This is a genomic window from Rhodococcus wratislaviensis (assembly GCF_900455735.1).
In the GTDB taxonomy this organism is placed as follows: domain Bacteria; phylum Actinomycetota; class Actinomycetes; order Mycobacteriales; family Mycobacteriaceae; genus Rhodococcus_F; species Rhodococcus_F wratislaviensis.
In genome coordinates, this window is sequence record NZ_UAUI01000022.1 from 411,102 (window position 1) to 434,741 (window position 23,640).

17 protein-coding genes and 1 pseudogene are annotated in these 23,640 nt (G+C 67.5%); 11 read left to right on the plus strand and 7 right to left on the minus strand.

The features are described 5' to 3' along the window. Positions 1 to 20: 20 nt before the first annotated feature. Genes DTA22_RS24410 through DTA22_RS24425 form a run of 4 tightly spaced genes read left to right on the plus strand, consistent with a single transcriptional unit; the run spans position 21 to position 4,190 of the window. Positions 21 to 1,274: a CaiB/BaiF CoA transferase family protein gene (locus DTA22_RS24410; protein ID WP_112301181.1), complete on the plus strand. Its 1,254-nt coding sequence runs from the start codon at positions 21 to 23 to the stop codon at positions 1,272 to 1,274. Further along, positions 1,271 to 2,209, plus strand: a complete 939-nt coding sequence (locus DTA22_RS24415; protein WP_112301182.1) for a hydroxymethylglutaryl-CoA lyase — start codon at positions 1,271 to 1,273, stop codon at positions 2,207 to 2,209. Before DTA22_RS24410 ends, DTA22_RS24415 begins: the two co-directional genes overlap by 4 nt. Next, entirely contained in the window at positions 2,206 to 3,201 is a 996-nt protein-coding gene (locus DTA22_RS24420; RefSeq protein WP_037230435.1) for a 2-hydroxyacid dehydrogenase, read from the plus strand. The genes DTA22_RS24415 and DTA22_RS24420 overlap by 4 nt, the downstream gene beginning before the upstream one ends. After that, positions 3,198 to 4,190 (plus strand): glycerate kinase, encoded by a 993-nt coding sequence (locus DTA22_RS24425; RefSeq protein WP_112301183.1) that lies wholly within the window; start codon positions 3,198 to 3,200, stop codon positions 4,188 to 4,190. Before DTA22_RS24420 ends, DTA22_RS24425 begins: the two co-directional genes overlap by 4 nt. Here the strand turns inward: DTA22_RS24425 and DTA22_RS24430 are convergent. Continuing rightward, on the minus strand, positions 4,156 to 4,941 hold the full coding sequence (locus DTA22_RS24430) for an IclR family transcriptional regulator (RefSeq protein ID WP_037230440.1): 786 nt from the start codon (positions 4,939 to 4,941) through the stop codon (positions 4,156 to 4,158). The genes DTA22_RS24425 and DTA22_RS24430 overlap by 35 nt on opposite strands. A 323-nt stretch (positions 4,942 to 5,264) precedes the next feature. On the opposite strand from DTA22_RS24430, the gene DTA22_RS24440 reads away from it, so the two are divergent. Then, positions 5,265 to 5,732, plus strand: coding sequence for a DIP1984 family protein (locus DTA22_RS24440; RefSeq protein ID WP_112301185.1), 468 nt, complete (start codon positions 5,265 to 5,267; stop codon positions 5,730 to 5,732). A 262-nt stretch (positions 5,733 to 5,994) separates the two neighbouring features. Here DTA22_RS24440 and DTA22_RS24445 read toward each other — a convergent pair whose 3' ends face one another. Next, positions 5,995 to 8,418: an ATP-dependent Clp protease ATP-binding subunit gene (locus DTA22_RS24445; RefSeq protein ID WP_112301186.1), complete on the minus strand. Its 2,424-nt coding sequence runs from the start codon at positions 8,416 to 8,418 to the stop codon at positions 5,995 to 5,997. Between the two features lie 151 nt (positions 8,419 to 8,569). Further along, entirely contained in the window at positions 8,570 to 9,457 is an 888-nt protein-coding gene (locus tag DTA22_RS24450; RefSeq protein WP_112301187.1) for an arginase family protein, read from the minus strand. Positions 9,458 to 9,572: 115 nt separating this feature from the next. Here DTA22_RS24450 and DTA22_RS24455 point away from each other — a divergent pair, with 115 nt between their 5' ends. Beyond that, a complete protein-coding gene (locus DTA22_RS24455) occupies positions 9,573 to 11,597 on the plus strand; it encodes an APC family permease (protein WP_112301188.1) in 2,025 nt (674 codons plus the stop codon). Here the strand turns inward: DTA22_RS24455 and DTA22_RS24460 are convergent. Both DTA22_RS24460 and DTA22_RS24465 read right to left on the minus strand, forming a co-directional pair. After that, the gene (locus tag DTA22_RS24460; protein WP_112301189.1) at positions 11,566 to 13,182 is read right to left on the minus strand and encodes an FAD-dependent monooxygenase; all 1,617 of its coding nucleotides are present in this window, start codon (positions 13,180 to 13,182) and stop codon (positions 11,566 to 11,568) included. The genes DTA22_RS24455 and DTA22_RS24460 overlap by 32 nt on opposite strands. Positions 13,183 to 13,273: 91 nt before the next feature. After that, positions 13,274 to 14,039: pseudogene (locus DTA22_RS24465) on the minus strand (ABC transporter permease). Between the two features lie 135 nt (positions 14,040 to 14,174). Here DTA22_RS24465 and DTA22_RS24470 point away from each other — a divergent pair. Further along, positions 14,175 to 16,496: an FHA domain-containing protein gene (locus DTA22_RS24470; protein ID WP_037230455.1), complete on the plus strand. Its 2,322-nt coding sequence runs from the start codon at positions 14,175 to 14,177 to the stop codon at positions 16,494 to 16,496. A gap of 18 nt (positions 16,497 to 16,514) precedes the next feature. Here the strand turns inward: DTA22_RS24470 and DTA22_RS24475 are convergent, their stop codons facing one another. Further along, positions 16,515 to 17,102 carry a carboxymuconolactone decarboxylase family protein gene (locus DTA22_RS24475; protein ID WP_112301190.1) on the minus strand — a complete coding sequence of 196 codons (588 nt, stop codon included), beginning with the start codon at positions 17,100 to 17,102 and terminating at the stop codon, positions 16,515 to 16,517. A gap of 239 nt (positions 17,103 to 17,341) precedes the next feature. Here DTA22_RS24475 and DTA22_RS24480 point away from each other — a divergent pair, with 239 nt between their 5' ends. Beyond that, entirely contained in the window at positions 17,342 to 18,286 is a 945-nt protein-coding gene (locus tag DTA22_RS24480; protein WP_112301191.1) for an alpha/beta hydrolase, read from the plus strand. Continuing rightward, positions 18,283 to 19,782, plus strand: coding sequence for an FAD-dependent oxidoreductase (locus DTA22_RS24485; RefSeq protein WP_112301192.1), 1,500 nt, complete (start codon positions 18,283 to 18,285; stop codon positions 19,780 to 19,782). The genes DTA22_RS24480 and DTA22_RS24485 overlap by 4 nt, the downstream gene beginning before the upstream one ends. A gap of 61 nt (positions 19,783 to 19,843) precedes the next feature. On the opposite strand, the gene DTA22_RS24490 is transcribed toward DTA22_RS24485, so the two are convergent. Beyond that, positions 19,844 to 20,767: a LysR family transcriptional regulator gene (locus DTA22_RS24490; protein ID WP_112301193.1), complete on the minus strand. Its 924-nt coding sequence runs from the start codon at positions 20,765 to 20,767 to the stop codon at positions 19,844 to 19,846. A gap of 93 nt (positions 20,768 to 20,860) precedes the next feature. Here DTA22_RS24490 and DTA22_RS24495 point away from each other — a divergent pair, with 93 nt between their 5' ends. After that, positions 20,861 to 22,225 carry an amidohydrolase family protein gene (locus DTA22_RS24495; RefSeq protein WP_112301194.1) on the plus strand — a complete coding sequence of 455 codons (1,365 nt, stop codon included), beginning with the start codon at positions 20,861 to 20,863 and terminating at the stop codon, positions 22,223 to 22,225. A 144-nt stretch (positions 22,226 to 22,369) separates the two neighbouring features. Further along, positions 22,370 to 23,635, plus strand: a complete 1,266-nt coding sequence (locus DTA22_RS24500; RefSeq protein ID WP_112301195.1) for an MFS transporter — start codon at positions 22,370 to 22,372, stop codon at positions 23,633 to 23,635. Positions 23,636 to 23,640 lie beyond the last annotated feature (5 nt).

Here is a 23,640-nt window from a genome sequence, read left to right on the forward strand (position 1 = left end):
ACTATCAGTTAAGGATCACCATGTTCTCCGACAACACCATTCGGCCACTCGACGGGGTGCGCGTACTCGAACTGGGTAACTACATCGCCGCTCCGACCGCGGGCCGGATGCTCGCCGACTTCGGGGCCGAGGTCATCAAGGTGGAGCGCCCGAAGACCGGCGACGAACTGCGCAACTGGCGGCTCTACTCCGGCGACACCTCGATGCTGTACCGCACGATCAACCGCAACAAGAAGTCGATCGTGCTGGACCTGCGCACCGAGGAAGGCCGGCAGCTCGTCCTCGACCTCGCCGCCAAGTGCGACATCCTGCTGGAGAACTTCCGGCCGGGAACCTTGGAGAAGTGGGGTATCGGACCGGACGCGTTGAACGCGGCCAATCCGGACCTGGTGATCACCCGCATCTCGGCGTTCGGGCAGACCGGGCCGATGTCGCAGCGGCCGGGATTCGCCGCGGTCGCGGAGGCCGCGGGCGGATTCCGTGAACTCGTCGGCGACCCGGACCGGCCACCGGTGCGGGTGGGGGTGTCGATCGGCGACTCGATCGCCGGCCTCTACGCGGCCTTCGGTGCGGTGATGGCCCTGTTCCAGCGCGAGGCCGCGAAGGTCGCCGGAACGCAGGGTCCGTCCCTGCCGCACCGGATCATCGACGTCGCGCTCAACGAATCGATCCTGTCGATGATGGAGTCGCTGATCCCCGACTACCTCGCGTACGGCATCAAACGCGAACGCGTCGGCGGCCGGATGGAGGGCATCGCCCCGTCGAACGCGTACATCTGCAGCGACGGCAACAGCATCATCATCGCCGGCAACGGTGACGCCATCTTCCAGCGCTACATGGACATCATCGGCCGCCCCGACCTCGGCGCCGACCCGGACCTGTCCACCAACGCCGGACGGTGGGCGCGCCGAGACGAACTCGACGCGGCGATCGGTGAGTGGACGATCCAGTACTCGCGCGACGAGGCGCTGAAGATCCTCGATACCGCCGGGGTGCCGTCGGGTCCGATCAACACCGCCGCCGACATCTGCAGCGACGAGCAGTACGCGGCCCGCAACATGATTCAGCAGTTCACCGTCGACACCGGTGAGGCCGAGCCGAAGCAGGTCGGGTTCCCCGGCATCGTCCCGGTGATCGGCGGGAAGTCGCTGCCCATCCGCAGCGTCGGTCCGGACCTCGGCGAGCACACCCGGGAGGTTCTCGAAACGCTGCTCGGTAAGACCCCGGAACAGATCGACTCCATCGTCAACGACACAGTAGGTGGCCTCTCATGACGCAGTCCTTCGAATCACGCACCCTGCTCCGCGACGTCACCCTGCGTGACGGATTGCAGTTGACGGGCAAGATGCTGCCCACCGCCCGGAAGCTCGAGATCGCCCGGCGACTTCTCGAACTCGGCGTGCCCGCGCTCGAGATCGGGTCGATGGCCCGCCCGGACCTCGTCCCGCCGATGGCGAACACCGTCGAGGTGATCTCGGAACTGACCCCGGAGGAACTGGACCACTGCTGGGTGTGGGTGGCGACGCCCCGGCACGTGGAGAAGGCCGCCGCCGCCGGCGCACGCCATTTCCAGTACTGCTTCTCCGCCTCCGATTCCCACAACCAGGCGAACATCGGACGTTCCACCGAGGACAGCCTCGCCGCGATGCCCGCCGCGATCGAACTCGCACAGGAAGTCGGCGGCAGCATCCAACTGTGCATCGCGACGTCGTTCACCTGCCCGTTCGAGGGCCGGGTGCCGGAGCAGCGGGTCATCGACATCGCCAACGATCCGCGCGCCCACGGCGCCGTCGACGTCGTCGTCTGCGACACCCTCGGCCAGGCCGTCCCTGCCGAGGTGTACTCGCTCGTCTCCCGGGTCCGGCTCGAAACCCCGCAGCGGGGCATCGTCTTCCACGGTCACGACACCTGGGGTCTGGGGGTCGCGAACAGTCTCGCCGCGGTCGCGGCAGGCGCGATGACCGTCGACGGCGCCCTCGGCGGACTCGGCGGCTGCCCGTTCGCACCCGGCGCCAGCGGCAACACCGCCAGCGAGGACCTGCTGTTCGCCACCCGCCCGGACTGGCTGAACCCCACCACGTTCGGATCCCTCGTGGAACTGTCCGAGAAGACTCTCGCCGAACTCGGTGAAGCCAACCGGTCCAAGGCCGCCCAGGGTGCGCGCTCCAATGCCACCGCGTTCGAGTGGGTCATCGGCGGCGGCCGATGAGCGCGGCCCGGTTCTACGTCACCACCCCGATCCCCGAACCCGCTCTCACGCTGCTGCGCGCCGCGGGAAGCGTCGAGGTCCCCGACGAGCTTCCGGACGCCGCCCGGCTGCGGGAGGTCTGCGTGTCCGGCGACTACGACGTGGTGGTGTCACAGCTCCGCGACACGTTCGACGCCGACCTCCTGGCCGCCGCGAAGATCCGCGGGATCTCCAACTACGCGGTCGGGTTCAACAACGTCGACATCGGGGCGGCCACCGCGAACTCGATACTCGTCGGCAACACACCCGGTGTGCTCACCGACGCCACCGCCGACGTCGCGATGCTGCTGATCATGGCCACCGCCCGCCGCGCCGTGGAGGCCGACACGTTCGTCCGCGCCGGACGGTTCACCGGATGGGAACCGAACCTGCTTCTCGGCCAGGATGTTTCGGGCCGAACGCTCGGTCTCGCCGGGTTCGGGCGGATCGCGCGGGCGACCGCGAAACGGGCACTGGCCTTCGGGATGCAGGTGCTGTTCTGTCCGCGGCCGCCCGGCGACCGGCCGGTGCCGGACGCGGAACTCGGGGAGTTCGCCGGACTCGTCACCCACACCGATTGGGACACCCTCGTCACCACCAGCGACTACCTGTCGCTGCACGTGCCCCTCACCGCGCAGACCCGCCACCTGGTCGATGCGGGTGTGCTGGCGGCGATGAAGCCCTCCGCGATCCTGATCAACACGGCCCGCGGTCCCGTCGTCGACGAAGCTGCTCTCGTCGCCGCCCTGAAGTCCGGGGAGATCGCCGGGGCCGGACTGGACGTCTACGAGGACGAGCCCGCGCTCGCCCCGGGACTCGCGGAACTGTCGAACACGGTCCTGCTCCCCCACCTCGGCAGCGCCACGGTGTCGGTGCGCGCCGAGATGGCGAGACTGTGCGCCGAGAACGCTGTGGCCATGGCACAGAACCGGATTCCGCCGCATCCGGTCAACCCGGAAGCCTGGAACTCATGACGGTTCTGATCGCCCCCGACAGTTTCAAGGGCACCTACACCGCCGGTGAGGTCGCCGATGCCGTCGCCGGCGGGGTCGAGTCGTCCGGCGGCACCGCGATCAGGCTGCCGGTCGCCGACGGCGGCGAGGGCACCCTCGACGTTCTCACCGTCCCCCTCGGACTGCGCCCGGTCACCACCCGGTCCCGCAACCCCTGGGGCAGCCCGTGCCGGCCGACGTACGGACTGTCCGACGACGGGACCGCGGTCATCGAGATCGCCGCCGCCTCCGGGATCACCACGCCGCACGACGGTCCCCGCGACCCGGTCACCGCCACCACCTACGGCACCGGGATGCTCGTCGCCGACGCCGCCCGGCGCGGTGCCCGGCACATCGTCGTCGCGGCCGGCGGGTCCGCCACCACGGACGGCGGCACCGGGGCCATCGCCGCCATCGAGACGGGCGGCGGACTCCGGGGCGCCTCCGTCACCGTGCTGACCGACGTCACCACCCGGTATGTCGACGCCGCCAGGGCGTTCGGACCGCAGAAGGGCGCCGACGCGGGCGCCGTGCAACTCCTCACGCGGCAACTCGAGGCGAAGGCGCGGGCCCTGCCCCGCGACCCGTCGAGTGTCGACGGGACCGGCGCGGCAGGCGGGTTCTCCGGCGGGATGTGGGCACGGTACGGCGCCGAACTACGCTCGGGCGCCGATTACATCCTCGACGTGATCGGCTTCGACACCCTGGCCGCGGACGCGTCGGCGATCGTCGTCGGCGAAGGCAGGCTCGACGGACAGACGAAGGCGGGCAAGATCATCTCCGCGGTCCTCGCCCGCGCGGGCGCGTCCCCGGTGTACGCCGTCGTCGGCTCCGTCGGTGACGATCTCGGCGACTACCGGTCCCGGTTCGCCGACGTGATCGTCGCTACCGACGCCGTGGCCATGCACGAAGCCGGACGCGCGATTGCGGCGGGTCTCATGACGGGTAGCGGCCGCCCAGCGTCCGGGTGACCTGCTCGGCGCTGCCGACGAGCAGATCCACCCACTTCTCGCACTGTTCGAGCGGCATGCGCAGTGTCGGCCCGCTGATCGCCAGCGCACCGATCACGTCGGCGGACGAATCGAACACGGGCGCAGCCAAACCCGAGGCACTGTCCTCCCGCTCCCCCGCGGTGATGGCGTACCCGTCCGCCTTGGCCTGGTGGATCAGTTCGCGCAGCACCGCCGTGTCGGTGACGGTGCCCTCGGTCATCGGCTCGATGGGGCCGGCGAGGACCTGTTCGGTAAGGTCCGGGTTCCAGGCGAGCAGCACCCGGCCCGCCGATCCCGCGGGCAGGGGGACGATCTTCCCGACGTACATGTTGCGGCGCAGCGCGTGCTCGGTCTCCGCGATGGCCACGCACACGCGGTAGCCCTGCTCGACCCGGAAGAAGCTGGCGGTCTCGCCGGTGGCGTCGCGGATCTCCTTCAGTACCGGCGTGACGACAGCCAGGACGTCGAGTCCCTTGGTGGCTGTCGCGGCCCAGAACGCCATCTTCACGCCGATCCGGATCTGGTCGCCCGTGCGGTCGAGGAATTCCTGGGCCACCAGGTTGCTGACCAGCCGTTGGACCGTCGACGTCGGCAGACCCGTCGCCTGGTGGAGCTCACCCAGCGTCATCGACGGACGCGTCAGGCTGAAGGCATCGAGGATCTCCCTGATCTTGCTCAGCACCAGCAACGGTTGGTGCTTGGAGGTCAATTCGCCGTCTTCCGCTCGCATACCCTCGACGATAGTCGCCCTCACCAGCACGTGAGTGCCAACGGACGGCGGAACACACTTTGGCACTCACCTGGGGCGAATTGGGTGTCGCCACACGGGCGGGGATGTGGTAGTTATTGAGGATGCTCGAATTCGACTCGACGAAAGGCGCATGAGCGCCCACCGAGACACCTCTCCGACACAACGGTTCGGGGAATTCACCCGCGCGTTCGACGCGCTTCGCTCGCTCCCTTCACGATGCCGCGACCCGTCCACTCCCCGCCGGACGCTGTTCGATCCCCGATTTGTGCTGCCCTACAACGACTTCGAGAAAGGAGGTACTCATGAAGTTGGCTGAGGCACTGGCTGAACGCGGCGATCTGACGCGCCGGGTGGAGCACCTGAAGTCGCGCATCCTCACGAATGCACGACATCAAGAGGGCGAGTCGCCTGCCGAGGACGCCGCGGCGCTACTCGTCGAACTCGAGGAGGTCCTGGACCGCCTGGAGGTCCTCGTCCGAAGAATCAATCGGACGAATACCGCTGCGCCACTGGGCGACGCGACCATCACGGACGCACTGGCCCGCCGCGACATGCTGCGAATCCGGCACCGGGTGGTGTCCGCCGCCGCGGATGCCGCCTCCGGACGTGAGCAGGACCGATACGGCAGGCAACTCCGCTCCGAACTCGTCTTCGTCGCGGCGTTGCCCGTCCGGGATCTCCGGCGGACAGCGGACGATCTCGCCCGGCAGATTCGGGAAATCGATCTGCAAGTGCAGAAGGAGAATTGGGAAGTCGAGTTGCTCGACTGAAGCAGGCTGGGTAGTAGGTAACCGTCTCGGAGGCGAGCACGCACCGCGGTCGGCGGCAATCCGGCCACTTCTCCTGCGCGGAGGGCAGCGCACCCCGGGCCCACCCGGATCACACTGCAGCCCTGCACACCGCACAGGTGACAGTGCACGACGCACAACTCATTACCGGGTGCTGATCCGAGACGGCGAGGGCGGGCAAGGGGCTACCCACACACGTGAGTGGCAGAGCGTGCCGAAGCACACTCTGCCACTCACGTCGGGATCAGCCGACCACGAGGTCCAACTCGTCGTCGGACACTCCGACCGCGATGCTGCCACCCTCGACGAGGACATCGTCGAGCAGCAGATCGGCGATCCGATCGTCGACGGCCCGCTGGATCGACCGGCGCAACGGACGCGCCCCGAACTCGGGCTGGTGTCCGTGCTCGGCAATCCAGTCCACCGCGGCCTCGCTGAACGAGATCTCGATGCCCTTGGACTGCAGCCGCTTCCGGCTGTCATCGAGCAGCAGGTCGGTGATCCGGTGCAGCTGAGCGGTGTCGAGCTTGCGGAAGATCACGATCTCGTCGATCCGGTTCAGGAACTCCGGACGCATCGACTCACGCAACCGGCCCATCACCCGATCCCGCAGCGGCTTCTCCGACGCCTCCGCGTCACCGGTGCTGAAGCCAAGCGCACCGGACTTGCTGGAGATGATGTCGGATCCCAGGTTGCTGGTCATGATCAGAACGGTGTTCTTGAAATCCACCGTCCTGCCCTGACCGTCCGTGAGCCGACCGTCGTCGAGCACCTGCAGCAGCGTATTGAATACGTCCGGGTGCGCCTTCTCGATCTCGTCGAGCAGGATCACCGAATACGGGTTCCGGCGGACCTGCTCGGTGAGCTGTCCCGCCTCCCCGTATCCGACGTAGCCGGGAGGAGCACCGACGAGCCGGCTGACCGTGTGACGTTCACCGAACTCGCTCATGTCGAGTCGCAGCATCTTGTTCTCGTCACCGAACAGCGTGGCGGCCAGCGCCTTCGCGAGCTCCGTCTTGCCGACACCGGTCGGTCCGAGGAACAGGAAGCTGCCCACGGGTCGATCCGGATCGTTCATGCCGGTGCGGCTACGGCGCACCGCCCGGGCGATGGCCCGTACGGCGTCGTCCTGGCCGACGACACGACGATGCAGTTCGTCCTCGAGCCGGCGGAGGCGTTCCTTCTCCTCCTCGGTCATCTGGCTGGCCGGGATTCCGGTGGCCCGCGACACGACCTCGGCGATCTGCTCGGCAGTCACCTCGGGCGTCACGTCGGTCGTGCCGACCGCCTTCCCGTCGATCCGGGCCTGGACCTCCATGGCCTCGTCCCGCAGTCGCGAAGCCTTCTCGTACTGTTCGTCGGCGACGGCCTGCTCCTTGGCCTGTTCGAGTTCAGCGAGCTTCGCCCGCAGAGCCTCGACATCGACGCTCGGCATCCGTAGCCGCAACCGGGCTCCGGCCTGGTCGATCAGGTCGATCGCCTTGTCCGGCAGGAAGCGGTCACCGATGTAGCGGGCCGACAGCTCGACGGCCGCCGAAAGCGCCTCGTCCGTGTAGCGGACACCGTGGTGCTCCTCGTACCGGTCACGCAGACCGGACAGGATCGCCACCGCATCCTCGACGCTCGGCTCCGCAACCGTCACCGGCTGGAAACGGCGTTCGAGCGCCGGGTCCTTCTCGATGTGTTTGCGGTATTCGTCGAGCGTCGTCGCACCGACGATGTGCAGCTCACCACGGGCGAGCTTCGGCTTGAGGATGTTGCCCGCATCCATCGCGCCGTCGGCGCCGCCACCGGCGCCGGCGATGGAGTGGACCTCGTCGATGAAGACGATCAGCTCGTCCGAGTGGGCGGAGATCTCGTCGATCACCTTGCCCAGGCGTTCCTCGAAATCACCGCGGTACCGGGTGCCGGACACCATGCTGGACAGGTCGAGCTGGACGATGCGCTTTCCCGTCAGTCGGTCGGGCACCTCGCCGTCGACGATGCGCTGGGCCAGGCCCTCGACGACCGCCGTCTTGCCGACGCCGGCCTCACCGACCAGTACGGGGTTGTTCTTGGTGCGCCGCGACAGGATCTCGATGGTCTGCTCGATCTCGTCGGCGCGCCCGATCACCGGGTCGACTCCGCCGCCGCGTGCGCGTTCGGTGAGGTCGAAGCCGTACTGGTCGAGCGTGGGAGTCTCGGAGTTCGACGACTCCTCCACCGATCCACCCTGCACCGCGGTCTGCAGGCGCTCGGGGGTGATGCCCTCGGATGCGAGCAGGCGTCCGGCGGCGTGGTCCTGATCCGCGGCGAGCGCCAGGAAGAGGTGCTCGGGATCGATGTAGGTGGAACCGAGGGCGCGCGCGAGTTGGTGCGCCTCGAGCAGCGCCGTCTTCAGGGCGCCGCTCAGTGCGGGTGTTGCAAAGCCTGACGTGTCGCGGCTCTGGGGCAGACGCAGTTCGACGGCATCGGCGACGGCCGACGTGTCGGCGCCTGCGCGGCGCATCAGAGACGCGACGGGATCGTGTTCTGTCATGACGCGCAGAACGTGGAGTGCATCGAGTTCCGCATCGCCACGACCTGCGGCGAAGCGGGCAGCAGCAGCCATGAGCTCCTGGGTGGAGCGACTCATGAGCCGACTGATGTCGATGCGACCTGGGCCCTCCGGCCCGAAGAATGCTGGCATTCCTCAGCCTCCTATAAGTTGAGCGTTACTCACTCAACTAACGTGCCATGCCTGCGATCAATTCCCGACGGGGACGGATGTGAGCTCGATCACGAAGATCCGTGGTGGTTCCGACCCAGTCCAACGACGACAGGAACCCGGATCCTCCCGCTCACGGCAGGGCGCGTCCGAGAAAGTCGAGCACCCGGGTCGCCTGGTCGCCGGTGGGATCGAGATCGGGGCGGAAGTCGGCGACGCTGACGCCCACGAGTCGAGGTGACCGCGCAAGAGGCGCGACGACGTCGGCGAGTTGATCCCAGTCGAGGCCTCCCGGCTGGGGGTACGTCACCGCAGTGAGCGACTCGGGGTCGAGCACATCCAGGTCGAGGTGCAGCCAGACCCCGGTGCCTGTGCCGGCCAGCCATGCGGCAGCCTGCCGAGCTGCAACGATGGGGTCACGCACGACGGTCGGCGCGTCGATGCGGCGCAGGTCGGATGGCAACCGGACCAGTTCGGCGGCGGACGCCGCGTCCAGGCCCTCGGTGCGATGACCGATCAGGACGGTGTCACCGGCGCTGACCATCGGGGGTGTCCCGGCCAGCGTGGTCAACGCCTCGGTGCCGACTCCGGTGAGTATCGCGAGCTCCATGTCCGCCGTCTCGCCCGTGTCCGAGGAGAGTCCGTCGAGATAATCCGGATGCCCGTCGACGAACCACAGTCCCGCCGAACCCAGGTGCCTGCGCAGCGCGGGAAAGATCCCGAGCAGGATGCTGCAATCGCCGCCGACCACCAGCGGTCGCCGCCGCGGCAGGTCCGTCATTGCGACCGCAAGATCGTCCGCCAACGCGTGCGCGGCCCGCACCGTCTCGGACAGTGCGATCACCCCCGTCGGTTCGTCCCGGTCGGTGCGATCGATCACGGTCGCGGCGTCGCCGACATCCCGGCCGACCATCGAAGACAGGCCGGCCTCCCGAAACGCGTGCGGCGCCGCTTGTTCGCCACGAGCCGAGCCGGAGCACTCCCACGGTGCGCCCAGCAGGAACCAGCCGGCAGCGTCCATTCGGCCATGATCCACCAGGCCCTCCGGGCCCGTGCGCCTTCCCGTGCGCCTTTTCGGTAGCGGGAACAACCGGAAAGGCGCACGGGCGCGAAGCGCCTAGTTCTAGGCTGAACTGGTGGTGGCTCTCGTTCGAGCGGTCCGGCGGCTGGCTCTGGGACGCCCGCTGCGCAGTGACGACCTCGGGGAGCAGCTGCTGACCAAGCGTCTGGCGCTGCCGATCTTCGCCTCCGACCCTCTGTCGTCCGTGGCGTACGCGACGCAGGAGATCCTGCTGATCCTGTCCCTCGGCGGTCTCGCGTATTTCTATCTGACGCCGTATCTGGCGGTCGGGGTCGTCGTGCTTCTCGCCGTGGTCGCCCTGTCGTACCGCCAGGTGGTGTACGCCTACCCCAGCGGGGGCGGCTCGTACGAGGTGGCGACCAAGAACCTCGGTCCGTCCGCGGGTCTGACGGTGGCGTCAGCGCTGCTCATCGACTACGTCATGACGGTGGCGGTGTCGGTGTCGGCCGGCGTCGACAATCTCATCTCCGCCGTTCCCGCGCTGAACACGCACCGGGTGGCGCTGGCCGTGGCATTCGTCGTGCTGCTGACCGTGATGAACCTGCGCGGGATCCGGGAATCGGGGACCACCTTCGCCTTCCCGACATACGGGTTCATCGCCGGTGTGATGATCCTGATCGTGACGGGGTTCGTCCGCGTCGCGGCCGGCTCGACGCCCGTCGCCGAAAGTGCCGGGTACACCATCGAACCGGAGCTGTCCGGGCTGACCGGTCTGGCCCTCGTGTTCTTCGCGCTGCGCGCGTTCTCGTCGGGATGTACCGCGCTGACGGGTGTCGAGGCGATCTCCAACGGGGTGCCCGCATTCCGTAAACCCAAGAGCGCCAACGCCGCGAAAACGCTCATGGCGATGGCGGCGACGGCCATCGTGATGTTCGCGGGAATCACCGCACTGGCCATCGTCACCAAGGTGCACGTCGCGGTGAACCCGTGCGATCTGATCGGGTTCGCCGGAAACTGCGAGACCGATCCGCAGCGCACCGTCATCGCCCAGATCGCGGCGGCCGTGTTCGGCGGCACCACCAACTTCGGTTTCTTCTACGTCCAGGCCGCGACCGTGCTGATCCTCGTGCTCGCCGCGAACACCGCCTACAACGGTTTCCCGCTGCTCGCCTCGGTGCTCGGCCGCGACCGGTACCTCCCCGTCCAGCTCAACACCCGCGGCGACCGGCTGGCGTTCAGCAACGGCATCGTGCTCCTCGCCGTGACGGCCGGCGGATTGATCGTCCTGTTCGAGGCGTCCGTCACCCACCTCATCCAGCTGTACATCCTCGGCGTGTTCACCTCCTTCACCCTCAGCCAGGCGGGCATGGTCCGGCACTGGAACCGGGTGCTGGCAACCGAATCCGACTCCCGCGAACGTCGTCTCATCCACGGTCGGCGGGCCCTCAACGGCACCGGAGCCGTCCTCACCGGCACCGTCCTGATCATCGTCACGATCACGAAGTTCACCCAGGGCGCCTACCTCGTGGTCATCGCCATGCCGATCCTGTTCTTCCTGATGCGCGGGGTGCGGCGGCACTACGACCGGATCGCGGCTGTTCTCGTCGTCGACGAGGACAGCTTCACCCTCCCCTCCCAGGTGCACACCATCGTGCTGGTGTCCGTGCTCAACAAACCCACCGCCCGGGCCCTGGCCTACGCCCGCGCCACCCATCCGACGACGCTGGAGGCCGTCACCGTGCTGGGCGACAACACCGGAAAACTGCAGCGGGAGTGGGAGAAGTACGAGGTCCCGGTGCCGCTGAAGGTCCTCGAATCGCCCTACCGTGAAGTCACCCGGCCCATCGTGGGGTACGTGAAATCCGTCCGGAAGCGGATCCCGGACGGCGTCGTCACCATCTTCATCCCCGAGTACGTGGTCGGTCGCTGGTGGGAACACCTGCTGCACAACCAGAATGCGCTGCGCCTCAAAGGCAGGTTGCTGTTCACGTCCGGGGTGATGGTCACGAGCGTGCCGTGGCTGCTGGATTCGGCCACCCGGGTCGCGGCGCCGCTCGGCAAGCCCGCGCCGGGCGACATCCGGCGCGGCCTGCCCACCACTCCCGAGCTCAGCGGAAAGTCGACTTCAGGTACTCCGTGAGACCGTCGACCGCGACCGGACTCTGCCGGAACCCGAGGTAGCCGTCCGGGCGGACGACGAACGCGGCGGACCCCTCCGCGCCGTACGCGTGCGCGAACTCGCCGTCACGGTCCCGGACGAGGGGAAGCACTGTTTCCCCGACCTCGGCGGAAGGCGACGCGACGAGATACGTGTCGACGAGTCCCCGGGTCGCCGCGTGCACCGACGTCGCCGCGGCCTCGAGCAGTTCCAGCCCGCGCGCGTCGACCGATTCGTCGGCGTACAGCAGCAAGGTGTGGTTCCGTCCCGCGAGGAGTGTGAACAGCCTGATGGGAGACGCGACTGCGGCACGGGTCAGCCCGCGGGCGTCCGGCGCCCGGTTGCCGGGCGCGAGTGCCGCGTTCGACTCCGGTTGGGCGACGATCGGACTGTCCGCATAGTTGATGAGGAGTTGGGCCTCGCGCCGGATCACGTAGTCGGGATCCGACGACCCCGCCCCGATCCCCTCCCGGGCGCTGCGCACGGTGCGACCCACCACCTCCTCCCCGATGGGTCGCCGTTCGGCGTCGTAACTGTCCAGCAGATCGGGGGCCGCGGCACCGGACACGGCCAGTGCGACCTTCCACGCCAGGTTGTGCGCGTCCTGGATGCCGGTGTTCATGCCCTGCGCGCCGGTCGGCGGATGAATGTGTGCGGCGTCGCCCGCGACGAACACCCGCCCGCGCCCGTAGGAGTCGACGATGCGGTGGCTGATCCGGAAGATCGAGGACCAGCGGAGGTTCGACGCCCGCGTCGGCTCGGGCGACAGCCGATCGAGCACGGCCTGGATGTGGCTCAGCTCCGGTTTCGGTCCCGCTTCGAAACCGTGCGCGATCTTGTCGGCCGCCGGGGTGCCGGTGCCGGCGAGGTCGGGGGGCACCAGCATCGACATCCGGTAGCGGCGGCGCCCGGGCAGCGGAATGCACACGAGCAGATCATCGGTCTCGCCGTCCGTCTGATGCATCGACCGGATTCCGTAGCCGCGGGGCATCGACCAGTCGACTTCGACGTCGCCGAGCATGTACTGCTCGAGGAACGCACCGCCCTCGAAGGTGAGACCGAGGCCCTTGCGGACCACGCTGTGGGCGCCGTCGCAGCCGAAAAGGTACTGGGTTCGGACGGTTTCGTCGCCGTCCGCACCGGTGACCGTCGCGACGACGCCGTCGTCGTCCTGTTCGAATGCTGTCAGTTTGGTTCCTCGTTCGATCGTGGTGCCGAACGTGGCCAGGTAGTCGGTGAGGATGCGTTCGGTCTCGTACTGGGGCAGCCCGATGAATTCGAACGGGACGTCGGCGGGCAACGCCAACTCCAGACGGGCGACCTCGTCTCCGTTGACGTACACGATCTGCCCGCGCATCTGGATCGCCGCGTCCAGGATGTGCCGCAGCACACCCATGCTCTCGAACACCTCGAGGGTGCGGGGTTGGATCCCGACCGCCTTCGCGTACTGCGGTGGCTCGAGCAGGGGATCGATGATGCGGCAGGAGACACCTCGCCTGCGCAGTTCGATCGCCGCCGTCAGCCCCACGGGACCAGCTCCGACCACCAATACCTCGGGATGCACCACAAGACACCGCCTCGTCAGCAGGGACCGACCACCGACCAGTATGCGGGACCGTCGATGCACTTGACCGGCGTTCGGGCCAGACCCGGATCCGTCACGTTCGCGAGGTGTGGAGTCTCGGCCGGTGAACGGCTTCCCTGGCCACCAGTTCGATCGTCACGGCGACCGCACACGTCTGCGCGAGCAGCAGCCCGACGAGGACGAGGATCTGAACCGCCCCGGCCTGAACGGCGGAACCGCTTGCCAGCAGCACCCCGACGAACGCCCCCGGCAGGGTGACCAGCCCGACGGTCCGGGTCTGATCGAGTCCCGGGGAGCAGCGCATCCGAGGCGGCAGACCGGACCACTTCCATGCGGGCATCCCGGACGCCGAGTCCGAGACTCAGCCCCGCCTCCACCTCACCCCACCGTTGTTCGACCGCATCGAGCGCGCGTCGCGCGGCAAGGGAGGTAGCCGTCATCGCACCACCGAGCACGATCCCGCCGACGGGAACGAGTGCGACACCTTCGAGCGGAACCACCCGGCTGACCAGCATCAACGGCAAGACGACTCCCACACCCGCCGCGAGCGACAGCGCCAGCCACGCGGCGGACCGCCCCGCTTTCGCGCGGCGAGCGGACGTTCCCACCGCCGCCGCGAACATCACCACGAGGACGAGGATCGACGACCACAGATGCGCGAGAGCCGCAGCCAGGATCAGGGATACCGCGGCGAGCTGGGCAGCACCTCGAATTGCAGCGGCGGGCACGACGAGTGGGCTGCCGAGGTGGGTGACGCGGTAGACCACGGCCGCGCACACGACCATCACGGTGCACAGCACAGCCAGTCCGACACCGGGATTCGCCAAGGACGTACTCACCCCGCTCAGTGTTCCTCACTTCCGGGCCGCGGGGATACCGAGAGTGACCGTTATCCCGACGAACCCTGGGCGGCGCGTGCGACCATGGAGAAGTCGACGCTCTACGCCCGATGACGCTGACCGGAGGCCGTGGCGATGGACAACCGGGCGAACACAGCGCACCCGCGGGTCGTGGTCGAGACCGACCACGGCCGGGCGAGCTACGGCGCGGGCAAGGCCGTCCGCATCGGCCGGGATCCGCAAATGGAGATCACGATCGTCGATCCCGTGGTGTCGCGCGAGCATGCACGGCTCACCTGGGACAAGGGATGGCAGCTCGTCGACTCCGACAGCAAGAACGGGATCTTCGTCGACGGGGAGCGCAGAGAAAAGGTTCCCGTCACGAACCCCGTCCTCGTCCGGCTGGGCGACGCGGCCGAGGGGCCGGTCGTGCGGATCTCGGTCGAAGATCCGGACGCGACGCGACAGGACGTGGGCGGTCGATGGGACGAGTCGACGATCGAGGTGGGGGCCTCGAGCGCCCCGCCCCCGACACCGCACGCGGCGGTCCCGACGGGATCGCTCACGGTGGGACGGTCACCCGACAACGACATCGTCGTCCGGGACGTGCTTGCCTCACGCCACCACGCGATCGTCCACAACGTGCCGTCCGGCCTCGAGATCGACGACCTGGGGAGCGTCAACGGCACGTTCGTCGGCGGCGCCCGGGTGTCGCGAGCGCAGCTGACCGAAGGTGACGTCGTCACGATCGGCAACACCGATCTCATCGTGAAGGAGGCCCGGCTCATTCCGCGGCAGGCGGTGACTCCGACCGCGGGCGGGCTGCGGGTGGACGGCGTGGGGCTCACCATCGAGGGCGGGCGGCGGCTGCTCGAGGACGTCACGTTCAGGGCCCAGCCGGGGAGTCTCACCGCGGTGATCGGCCCCTCCGGCGCGGGAAAGACCACGGTGGCCACCATCATCTCCGGTTCGGAACGCCCCACGGAAGGTGTGGTCGAGTTCGAGGGACGCAGTGTGCACGCCGAATACCAGGTGCTCCGCTCCCGCATCGGGATGGTTCCCCAGGACGACGTCGTGCACCGGCAGCTGACCATCCGGCAGGCGCTCGGCTACGCCGCCGAGCTGAGGCTGCCGCCGGACACCACCCGGGCCGACCGTGAAGAGGTGATCGCGACGGTCCTCGACGAACTGCAATTGTCCGAACACGCCGACACGAGGGTCGACCGGCTGTCCGGCGGACAACGCAAACGCGCGTCCGTCGCAATGGAGTTGCTCACCGGCCCGTCCCTGCTCATCCTCGACGAACCGACCTCGGGTCTCGACCCCGCGCTCGACCGGCAGATCATGGCGACGTTGCGCCGCCTCGCCGATTCGGGCCGCGTCATCGTCATCGTCACGCATTCGCTGTCGTATCTCGAGATGTGCGATCAGGTGCTGCTCCTCGCACCGGGCGGCAAGACCGCCTACGTGGGCCCGCCGGACCGGGTCGGGGCCGCGCTGGGCAGCACCGACTGGGCCGACATCTTCGCCCGCGTCGTGGCCGACCCCGACGGAGCGTTCGCCGAGTACCGCGCCACCCGCCCCGCCGTGGAGGTGCCACCACCGAGCCCGCCCGGACCTCTCGGCAGTCCCGCGCACACGTCGCGGCGCAAGCAGCTGAGTACCGTCGTCCGCCGCCAGGCGCGGCTGATCCGAGCCGACCGGGGCTACCTGATCTTCCTGTCCCTTCTGCCGTTCGTGCTCGGCGGCCTGGCCGTGCTCGTGCCCGGCGACACCGGGTTCGGTCCGTCGGGCCTCGACGAATCCGGCGAACTCACCCAGATCCTGGTCGTGCTGATCCTCGGCGCCGCGTTCATGGGTTGCTCACTGACCATCCGCGATCTGGTCGGCGAGCGCATGATCTATCAACGCGAACGTGCCGCCGGGCTGCTGCCGTCCGCCTACTTGACGGCGAAGATCGTCGTATTCTGCGCCGCCGCGATCGTGCAGTCGGTGATCATGGTGCTGATCGTCTTCGTGGGCAAGGGTTTTCCGGGCCGGGGCAGCGTGATTCCCTCCGGTTCCGTCGAATTGATCGTGGACATCGCCGTCACCACCTGCTCGTGCGTCCTGGTCGGATTGGCGTTGTCGTCGGTGGCCCGCTCGAACGAGCAGGTGATGCCGATGCTGGTGGTCACGATCATGGTGCAGCTGGTGATGTGCGGAGGTTTGATCACGATCACCGGACGCGCCGTGCTCGAACAGGTGTCGTGGCTCTTCCCGTCCCGCTGGGGATTCGCGGCCGCCGCCTCGACGGTGGACCTGCGCACGAACGCCACGGGCACCGAGCCCGATACGCTCTGGCAGCACGCCGCATCGTGGTGGCTGCTCAACATCGCCATGCTGGTGCTCATCAGTTGCGTGCTCGCGGTCGTCACCTACAGCCGGCTCCGGCTGCGCCGTCCCCGCCGGCGCTGATCCGGCTGGTGCAATTGTCTACTCGTCGCCTCCACCCTCCGGTGCCCCGACGTCGAAGACACTCATCAGCTGTGACAAGGTGCGGTAATAGCCGACCAGGACCACGAGTTCGAGCAGTGCCGAGTGACCGAGGCGGGCTTCGAATCGACGGAACTCCTCGTCTCCGAGGGTGTTGGCGCCCTCGAGCAGATGCCGGCAGACGAGGTACGCAGCCTGTTCGGTGGCGTCTTCAGAACCGAACTCGCCACTCCGAAGTGCCGTCAGCTCTTCGTCGCTCAGCCCGACGGCGCGTCCGACCCGTTCGTGCGCGTAGCGTTCGAATTCGCACTCCGTTGCGGCCGCGACCGCGAGTATCGCGATTTCTCTGATCCGGGCGGTCATCGCCGTCCGATACCGCACCGCACTCCCGAGTTCCTGCAGCGCAGAGCCGAGTCCGGGCACGTGCAGCATCAACCCGAACGGCCCGTTGAGCCTGCCCTGGTCGTCGTGAAGCGCGAACAGCTGGTGCCCCTGTGCGCGCGGGCCCGTCACGATGCTGTCGTACAACGCCTTCTGCTCGACGTCCAGCTCGGCGGGAGTCAGGGACGCGATCCGTGAATCTGTCATGGAATTACCATCTTTCAACGATGTCGGCCCGGGGAGGCGCGAGACGACGACAGAGTATGCCGCGCCGGGTCCTGTTGTCCTCCGCCGACACCGAATATCACCCCGAACTGAAGCTATTCGCCTGATGGATTCCCTCCATATAGAACTGCCGATTCCCGAATACTCCCTGATCCGCCACCCTTGAGCCACGGGCCACATCGCCGAGTGGACCCGCGACCAGGCGAAGAGGTGACGTCAACGTGAGAACCCCGGTCGGGCAGCCCGCCCGATACGAGATCCAATCCTGCCCCGACATCGCGTTCGGGCGTCCCGGCGGGCACGTCCTCCGACTCGATCTGACTCTGCCGATCGACGTTGCCGCCCCCGCCGTCGTCCTCTATCTGCACGGCGGTGGTTGGATGATCGGGTCGCGCAAGAGTCATGCCGCGCGGGCGGAGCGGCTCGCGCGGCACGGATTTGCCGTCGCGAGCATCGACTACCGCCCCTCCACCGCGGCTCCCCTCCCCGCCCAGATCATCGACATCGCGACCGCGCTCGAGTGGCTGAAAGGTCCCGGGCAAGCCTTCGGGGTCGACGCGACTCGTGTCGCTCTCTGGGGAGCGTCGGCGGGCGCCCATCTCGCGCTTCTGGCCGCCACCGGTGCAGCGATTCCGCGGGCACCGCACGATCTGCCCGGTCCACCCGTGCAGGCCGTTGTCGGCTACTTCGGATGTTACGACCTCACCTCCCGGGGCGACCTCGACCGTCCGGACGCGGGCTCGCCGATACCGCACGAGATCCTCGAGCAGGACTGGCCGGCGGGGGTCCCCGCACCGCCGTCGTCTCGCTACCTGAGGGCCCGGTTGCTGGGGGTCGACGAGTCGACGGTGAGCGATCGTGAACTCGCCGCCATCAGCCCATTTGCGAAGGCACACGACATCCACGTGCCGGTCTTCCTGCTCCACGGAACACGCGACTCGGTCACGTCGGTGCAACAGAGCCGGCGGATGGCACAGGAACTTCGACGCCGCGGGGAGACGGTGCGCCTGCACCTGCTCGAGGGTGCCAATCACGAGGACCCCGCGTTCGACACGGAGGCCACGATCGCCGAAGTCGCCGCCTTCCTGCACGAACACCTGGAACGGTCCTGCCACACACCCTCACTTCCCGCCATGCCGTACAACAAGGAGATTGATTCGAAATGACCGCTCGAGTAGTAGTCGTCGGTGGCGGACCGTCAGGTCTGACGGTCGCAACCGAACTGGCCCGGGCCGGGGTGGACGTCGTCGTCCTCGAACGTCGAACACAGCCGGTGCAGTCGCGGGCCGGGACCATTCTGCCGAGAGTTCTCGAGCTACTCGATTCCCGGGGCCTTGCGCAGACGTTCATCGACAGGGCCGCGACCATTCGCTCCAACCCACTGATTCCCGTTCATATCTGGGCCGGGATGCAACCCGTGGAATGGCGCCACCTCGAATCGAGGTTCGGGTTTCGGCTGGTTCTTCCCCAGAATCACACCGAGGAACTGTTGCTCGAGGAAGCGCTCCGTCTCGGAGTCGTCGTCAAGCACGGCGTGACTGTCGAATCCGTCGTCCAGCAGTCCACCGCCGTGACCGTGACCGCGGCGGCCGAGGACGGACCCGTGAGCCTGTCGGCCGACTATCTGGTCGGCGCCGACGGTGGGCGAAGTATCGTGCGGTCGCAGCTCGGTCTCGGTTTCGAGGGACACGGGCCGACATTCACCGGAATCGTGGCAGATCTGAGAATGGACAGGCCCTGGCCCGAAGCACGGCGGATGATCGACAACGACAAGGGCTGGGTCACCTCGTTTCCCTTCGGCGAGAACGAGTCCATCACCCGGTTCAACATCGTGCATGCCGAGCGCAGGCACGCCCCGGCGGCGGAGCCGGTAACGGCCGACGAGGTCCGCCGATGCCTCACCGACGTTCTGGAGAAAGACCTGCCGTTCGACGATCTGGTGTGGGCGTCTCGTTTCACCGATTCGCTCAGAATCGCAACGAAGTTCCAGCAGGGTCGAGTATTCCTCGTCGGTGAATCGGCCCGCATCCACTATCCTGCCAGCGGCGTCGGGATGAACTTCTGCATCCAGGACGCGTTCAACCTCGGTTGGAAACTCGCCGCGGTCATCAACGAACACGCAGGGCCGGCGCTCCTGGCAACCTATGAGGCCGAACGCCGCCCGGTGGCGGAGGCGCTGCTGAGAAGTGTCGCAGCGCAGTGTTCGGTCCAGTTCGACTTCACGCCGGAGGGGGTGGCGTTCAAGCGGATGTTCGAGCGCGAACTGTTGCCCATTCCGGAGGTCAATCGTCGAATCGGACTCGAACTCAACGGGCTGTCCTTCCCCTACCCTGCTGATTCGCGCCAGCATCCGATGGTCGGATACCGCTGTCCTGATCTGGATCTCGTCACCGGGAGCGGTCCGACGAGGATGGGTGAGATGCTGCGCGACCACGCTCTCGTCCTCATCGACGCCACCGGGGCGGGAACCTACGCGGACCTCGCCCTGCAGGGCGCGCCGGTCCGCGCACACAGCGGCCACATCGTTCTCGCACCCAGCGGACTCGAAGACGTCAAGAGCCTGCTGGTCAGGCCCGACGGGTACATCGCCTGGGCCTGCGCCGACGCCCCCGCGCGGGAGGATGCCCAGCTGGCGATCAAGCGGTGTCTCGCCGTCGAATGAGGTGTCCGGGAGGGTCGCATCGGGTGTACCCGAGGCGGCCCTCCCACGCCGAGGTCGGCACTCAGGCGAGTGACTTGGCGAGTTGCGCTCTGAGCCAGCGGTGTTCGGGATCCGCGTTGTACATCGGGTGCCACCACAGCGCATGGTTCAGTGGGGCGAGGGTCAAGGGGAATTCGACCGGCCGAATTCCCATTCCACCGCTCATCCGGGCCGCCAATCGCTCCGGCAGAAGAGCGATACGATCGGTGTGGGCGACGAAATACGGAAGGGCCAGATAGTTTTCGCCGACGACCTGCACGTACGGTTCGACTCCCTGCGCCCTGACCTGATGCAGCGGTGTCGTCGCGGCATGGGGATGCGTCTGAAACACAGCCCACGGGTACTCGGTGAGCTGGTCCAACCGTATTGCGTCCCCGACGTGCTCGTTGTCCTCGGCCACCACGCAGACCCACCGGTCGGAGAAGAGGTCGACCGACGGCAGGTCGCTGACGAAGCCACGGGGCACGACCAGGGCATCGGCGGTGCGGAGACTGTCCGATGCACGATCGACGATCTCCGGTCGCAACTGCACGAAGTTGATGCGCAGGTGCGGAGCCTGCGACAGCAGGTCGCGGGTGATGGTGTCTCCGACAGCGGCGAGCATGTAGTCGGACATGATCAGGGTGAACTCGCGGCTGGACCGTTCGATCTCGATGCCCGGCTCGGCGTCGAGCACTCGATCGACTGCCGAGATCGCCACCGTCGTGCGCTCGACCAGGCTGCGGGCGAGCGGCGTGAGTTGATACGAGTTGCCCACCCGAGCGAGCAGCGGGTCGCCGAAGTACCTCCGAAGCCGCGCGAGCGCGGCACTCATCGCCGGTTGGCTCAGACCGACTTCGATCGCCGCGCGGCTCACGCTTCGCTCGCGCAGGAGCGCGTCCAAGGACACGATGAGGTTGAGGTCCAGCTTGGCGCGATGGCCGGAGATCCGCTGTATCGAGCTCATGGATACAAACTATAAGCGACCCGGCATTCCCAAATAACCGCGGGAAAATGAGACTGAGGGCAGTCAATCTGCCTCTCTCCGAACAGGACACTCATGGACCCGAGTCATGCCCGACCACGCCGCACACTCCTCCGGGGAGCAACGGTCGTCAGCGTCGATCCGGCGATCGGAAACTTCGACCGAGCCGACATCCTGATCAGCGACGATCTGATCGCAGAAATCGACTCGCGGATCGACGTCGGATCGGACGTCGAGGTCGTCGACGTCGACGGAATGATCGCGCTCCCCGGATTCGTCGACACTCACCGCCACACCTGGCAGAGCGTCATGCGGCACGGATACGCCGAACTCGACCCCCTCCAATACTTCGACGACATGCTCAGGGGAATCGGCGCGGCGTACGAACCCGAGGACGTCAGGGTCGGAAACCTCCTCGGCGCGGTTTCGGCGCTGAGCTCCGGGACGACCACCCTCTTCGATTGGTCTCACATCCAGAATTCAGCCGAGCATTCCGACGCTGCGGTCACCGGTCTGCGTGAGGCCGGCATCCGTGCCGTCTTCGGTCACGGATGGCCGCTGCTCGACGACGGGCGGTGGACGGAGAACAGCACGCTCCCCCATCCGGCCGACATCGAACGGCTGCAAAAGGAGCACTTCTCCGACCCGGGCGGACTCGTGACGTTGGCGATGGCGGCCCGGGGCCCCGAGATGGCGGCGCCCGGGGTGTGGCAGGCCGACCTCGCCCTTGCGCGTGACCTGGGCATCCGCACGTCGGTGCATGCCGGTGCGTACGCGCACAACGAACCGGTCCACGCCGTGGCGCAGTACGGCGAGGCGGGCCTGCTCGCCGACGACCTGACATTCGTGCACTGCTGCCGCTCCTCCGACGCCGAACTCGAGATGATCGCCGAGACAGGTGCAACCGTGTCGATCGGCGTGCATTGCGAGCTCAACTCGCAAGGCATCGGCGACATCCCCCTCGACCGCATGCTCGCCGCCGGCGTACGACCGAGCCTCAGCGGGGACACCGAAACCAAATGCAGCGGAGACATGTTCACGCAGATGCGAATGCTCTTCGGCTACCACCGGTCGTGGATGGGGGGTGGTCACAGCTCCGTCGCGGCCGATCAAGCGCAGCTGCTCCTGCACGATGTGCTCGCTTTCGCCACCATCGAGGGGGCGAGAGCGATCGGGCAGGGCGATCGCATCGGCTCACTCACTCCCGGTAAGCAGGCCGACATCATCCTGGTGCGTGCAACGGACCTGAATGTGGCGCCCGTGCTCGATCCGGTGGCGTCCGCGGTTCTCGCCGCCCACGAGGGCAATGTCGATTCCGTGCTTGTCGGGGGACGATTCGTCAAACGCGCCGGAGCAATGATCGGGTGTGACCCGTCCACTCTCGTGAACTCGGCGGCGGCATCACAGCGACGGATTCTGGGGAGACGCGCCGCCCGCTAGGACTCGCGTGGGCGGGACACCCCTCCGAACAGGACGTATTCACCATACAAATTCCCTCCATCACGAGTTACCGCTTCCCGGATAACCCGAGAACAGGAACAGTGATGGTCATCACCACCGCAACAAAGGAGCAAGGCATTGACCATGTCACGCGGGGACGAATTCCGGCGCGGGTGGCCGACTCTGTCAGCGGCCGCCGTGGGTGTCGGCACCGGGGTCTCCGGGCTCGCCATCTACTCGGCGGGTCTGTTCACCAGCGATCTCGGTAGGGAGATCGGCCTCAGCGCTGCGATGTACGGGCTGTCCATCACCTTGCTGACCTTCGGGATGGCACTCGCCGCCCCCGTCGTCGGGTACGCCGTCGACAAGTTCGGAGTCAAGGTGCCGACGATTGCCGGAGCACTATGTCTGGCAACCGGATTCGCCGCACTGGGAACGGTCGTGCACTCCGTGCCGGCCTACATGACAGCGATGGCGTTGATCGGATTCTTCGGTGCGAGTTCCGGACCGATTGCCTTCACCCGAGCAGTGAGCAGCTGGTTCGACCGCGCCAGAGGCCTCGCACTCGGCATCACGATGATGGGAATGGGACTCTCCGGCGCCATCATTCCGGTCGCCATCGGCCGCGTCATCGAACTCGAAGGATGGCGACTCGGCTACCTCACGTTGGCCTGCATCGCGCTTGCCGGAACCCTCCCCACCCTCTTCCTCCTGAAGGTCGCACCCCGAAGCAGAAGTACGCAGGGCACGCCAGGCCGGCCGGCCGACGACGGCGACGACTTCGCCACCATCCGCAGGAACCCCCTCTACTGGCGACTGATTCTCACCTTCGGTCTGATGTCGGTCGCCTTCACCGGCCTCGTCCCGTACCTCGTCCCCATGCTTCGGCAGTACGGGATGAGCGTCGGCGGCGCGGCATCGATCGCTTCGATCATGGGACTCGCGGTCATTCTGAGCCGACTGGTGATCGGACTGCTCATCGACATCCTCCGGCCGACCGCGGTCGCAGCCTCGCTCTGCCTTCTGTGCGCCACCGGCGTCGTGCTGTTCGCAGTCGGCGGAGTCGGATTCGCCCCCGTCCTGGCCTTTACGCTGGGATGCATGCTCGGAGCCGAGCTGGATATGGTGGGCTACTTCACCTCCCGGTACTTCGGACTCGCCGCCTTCGGAAAGGCCTATGCGGGCCCCTACATGGCGTTCGTCCTCGGCGGCGGCATCGCGCCCTTGTGGGTCGGTGCCGTGGTGGACCGAACAGGAAGCTACACCGCAGTCCTCTACGTCGTCGCGGCGCTGACGGTGCTGTGCGCCGTGGCCTTCGTTGCCCTGCCGTCCCCGCGGGGACCGAGGCGGGTCACTCCCGACCCTTCCGAAACGAAGCCCACACCCGCCTCCGTCAACGCAGACCTCTGACCACA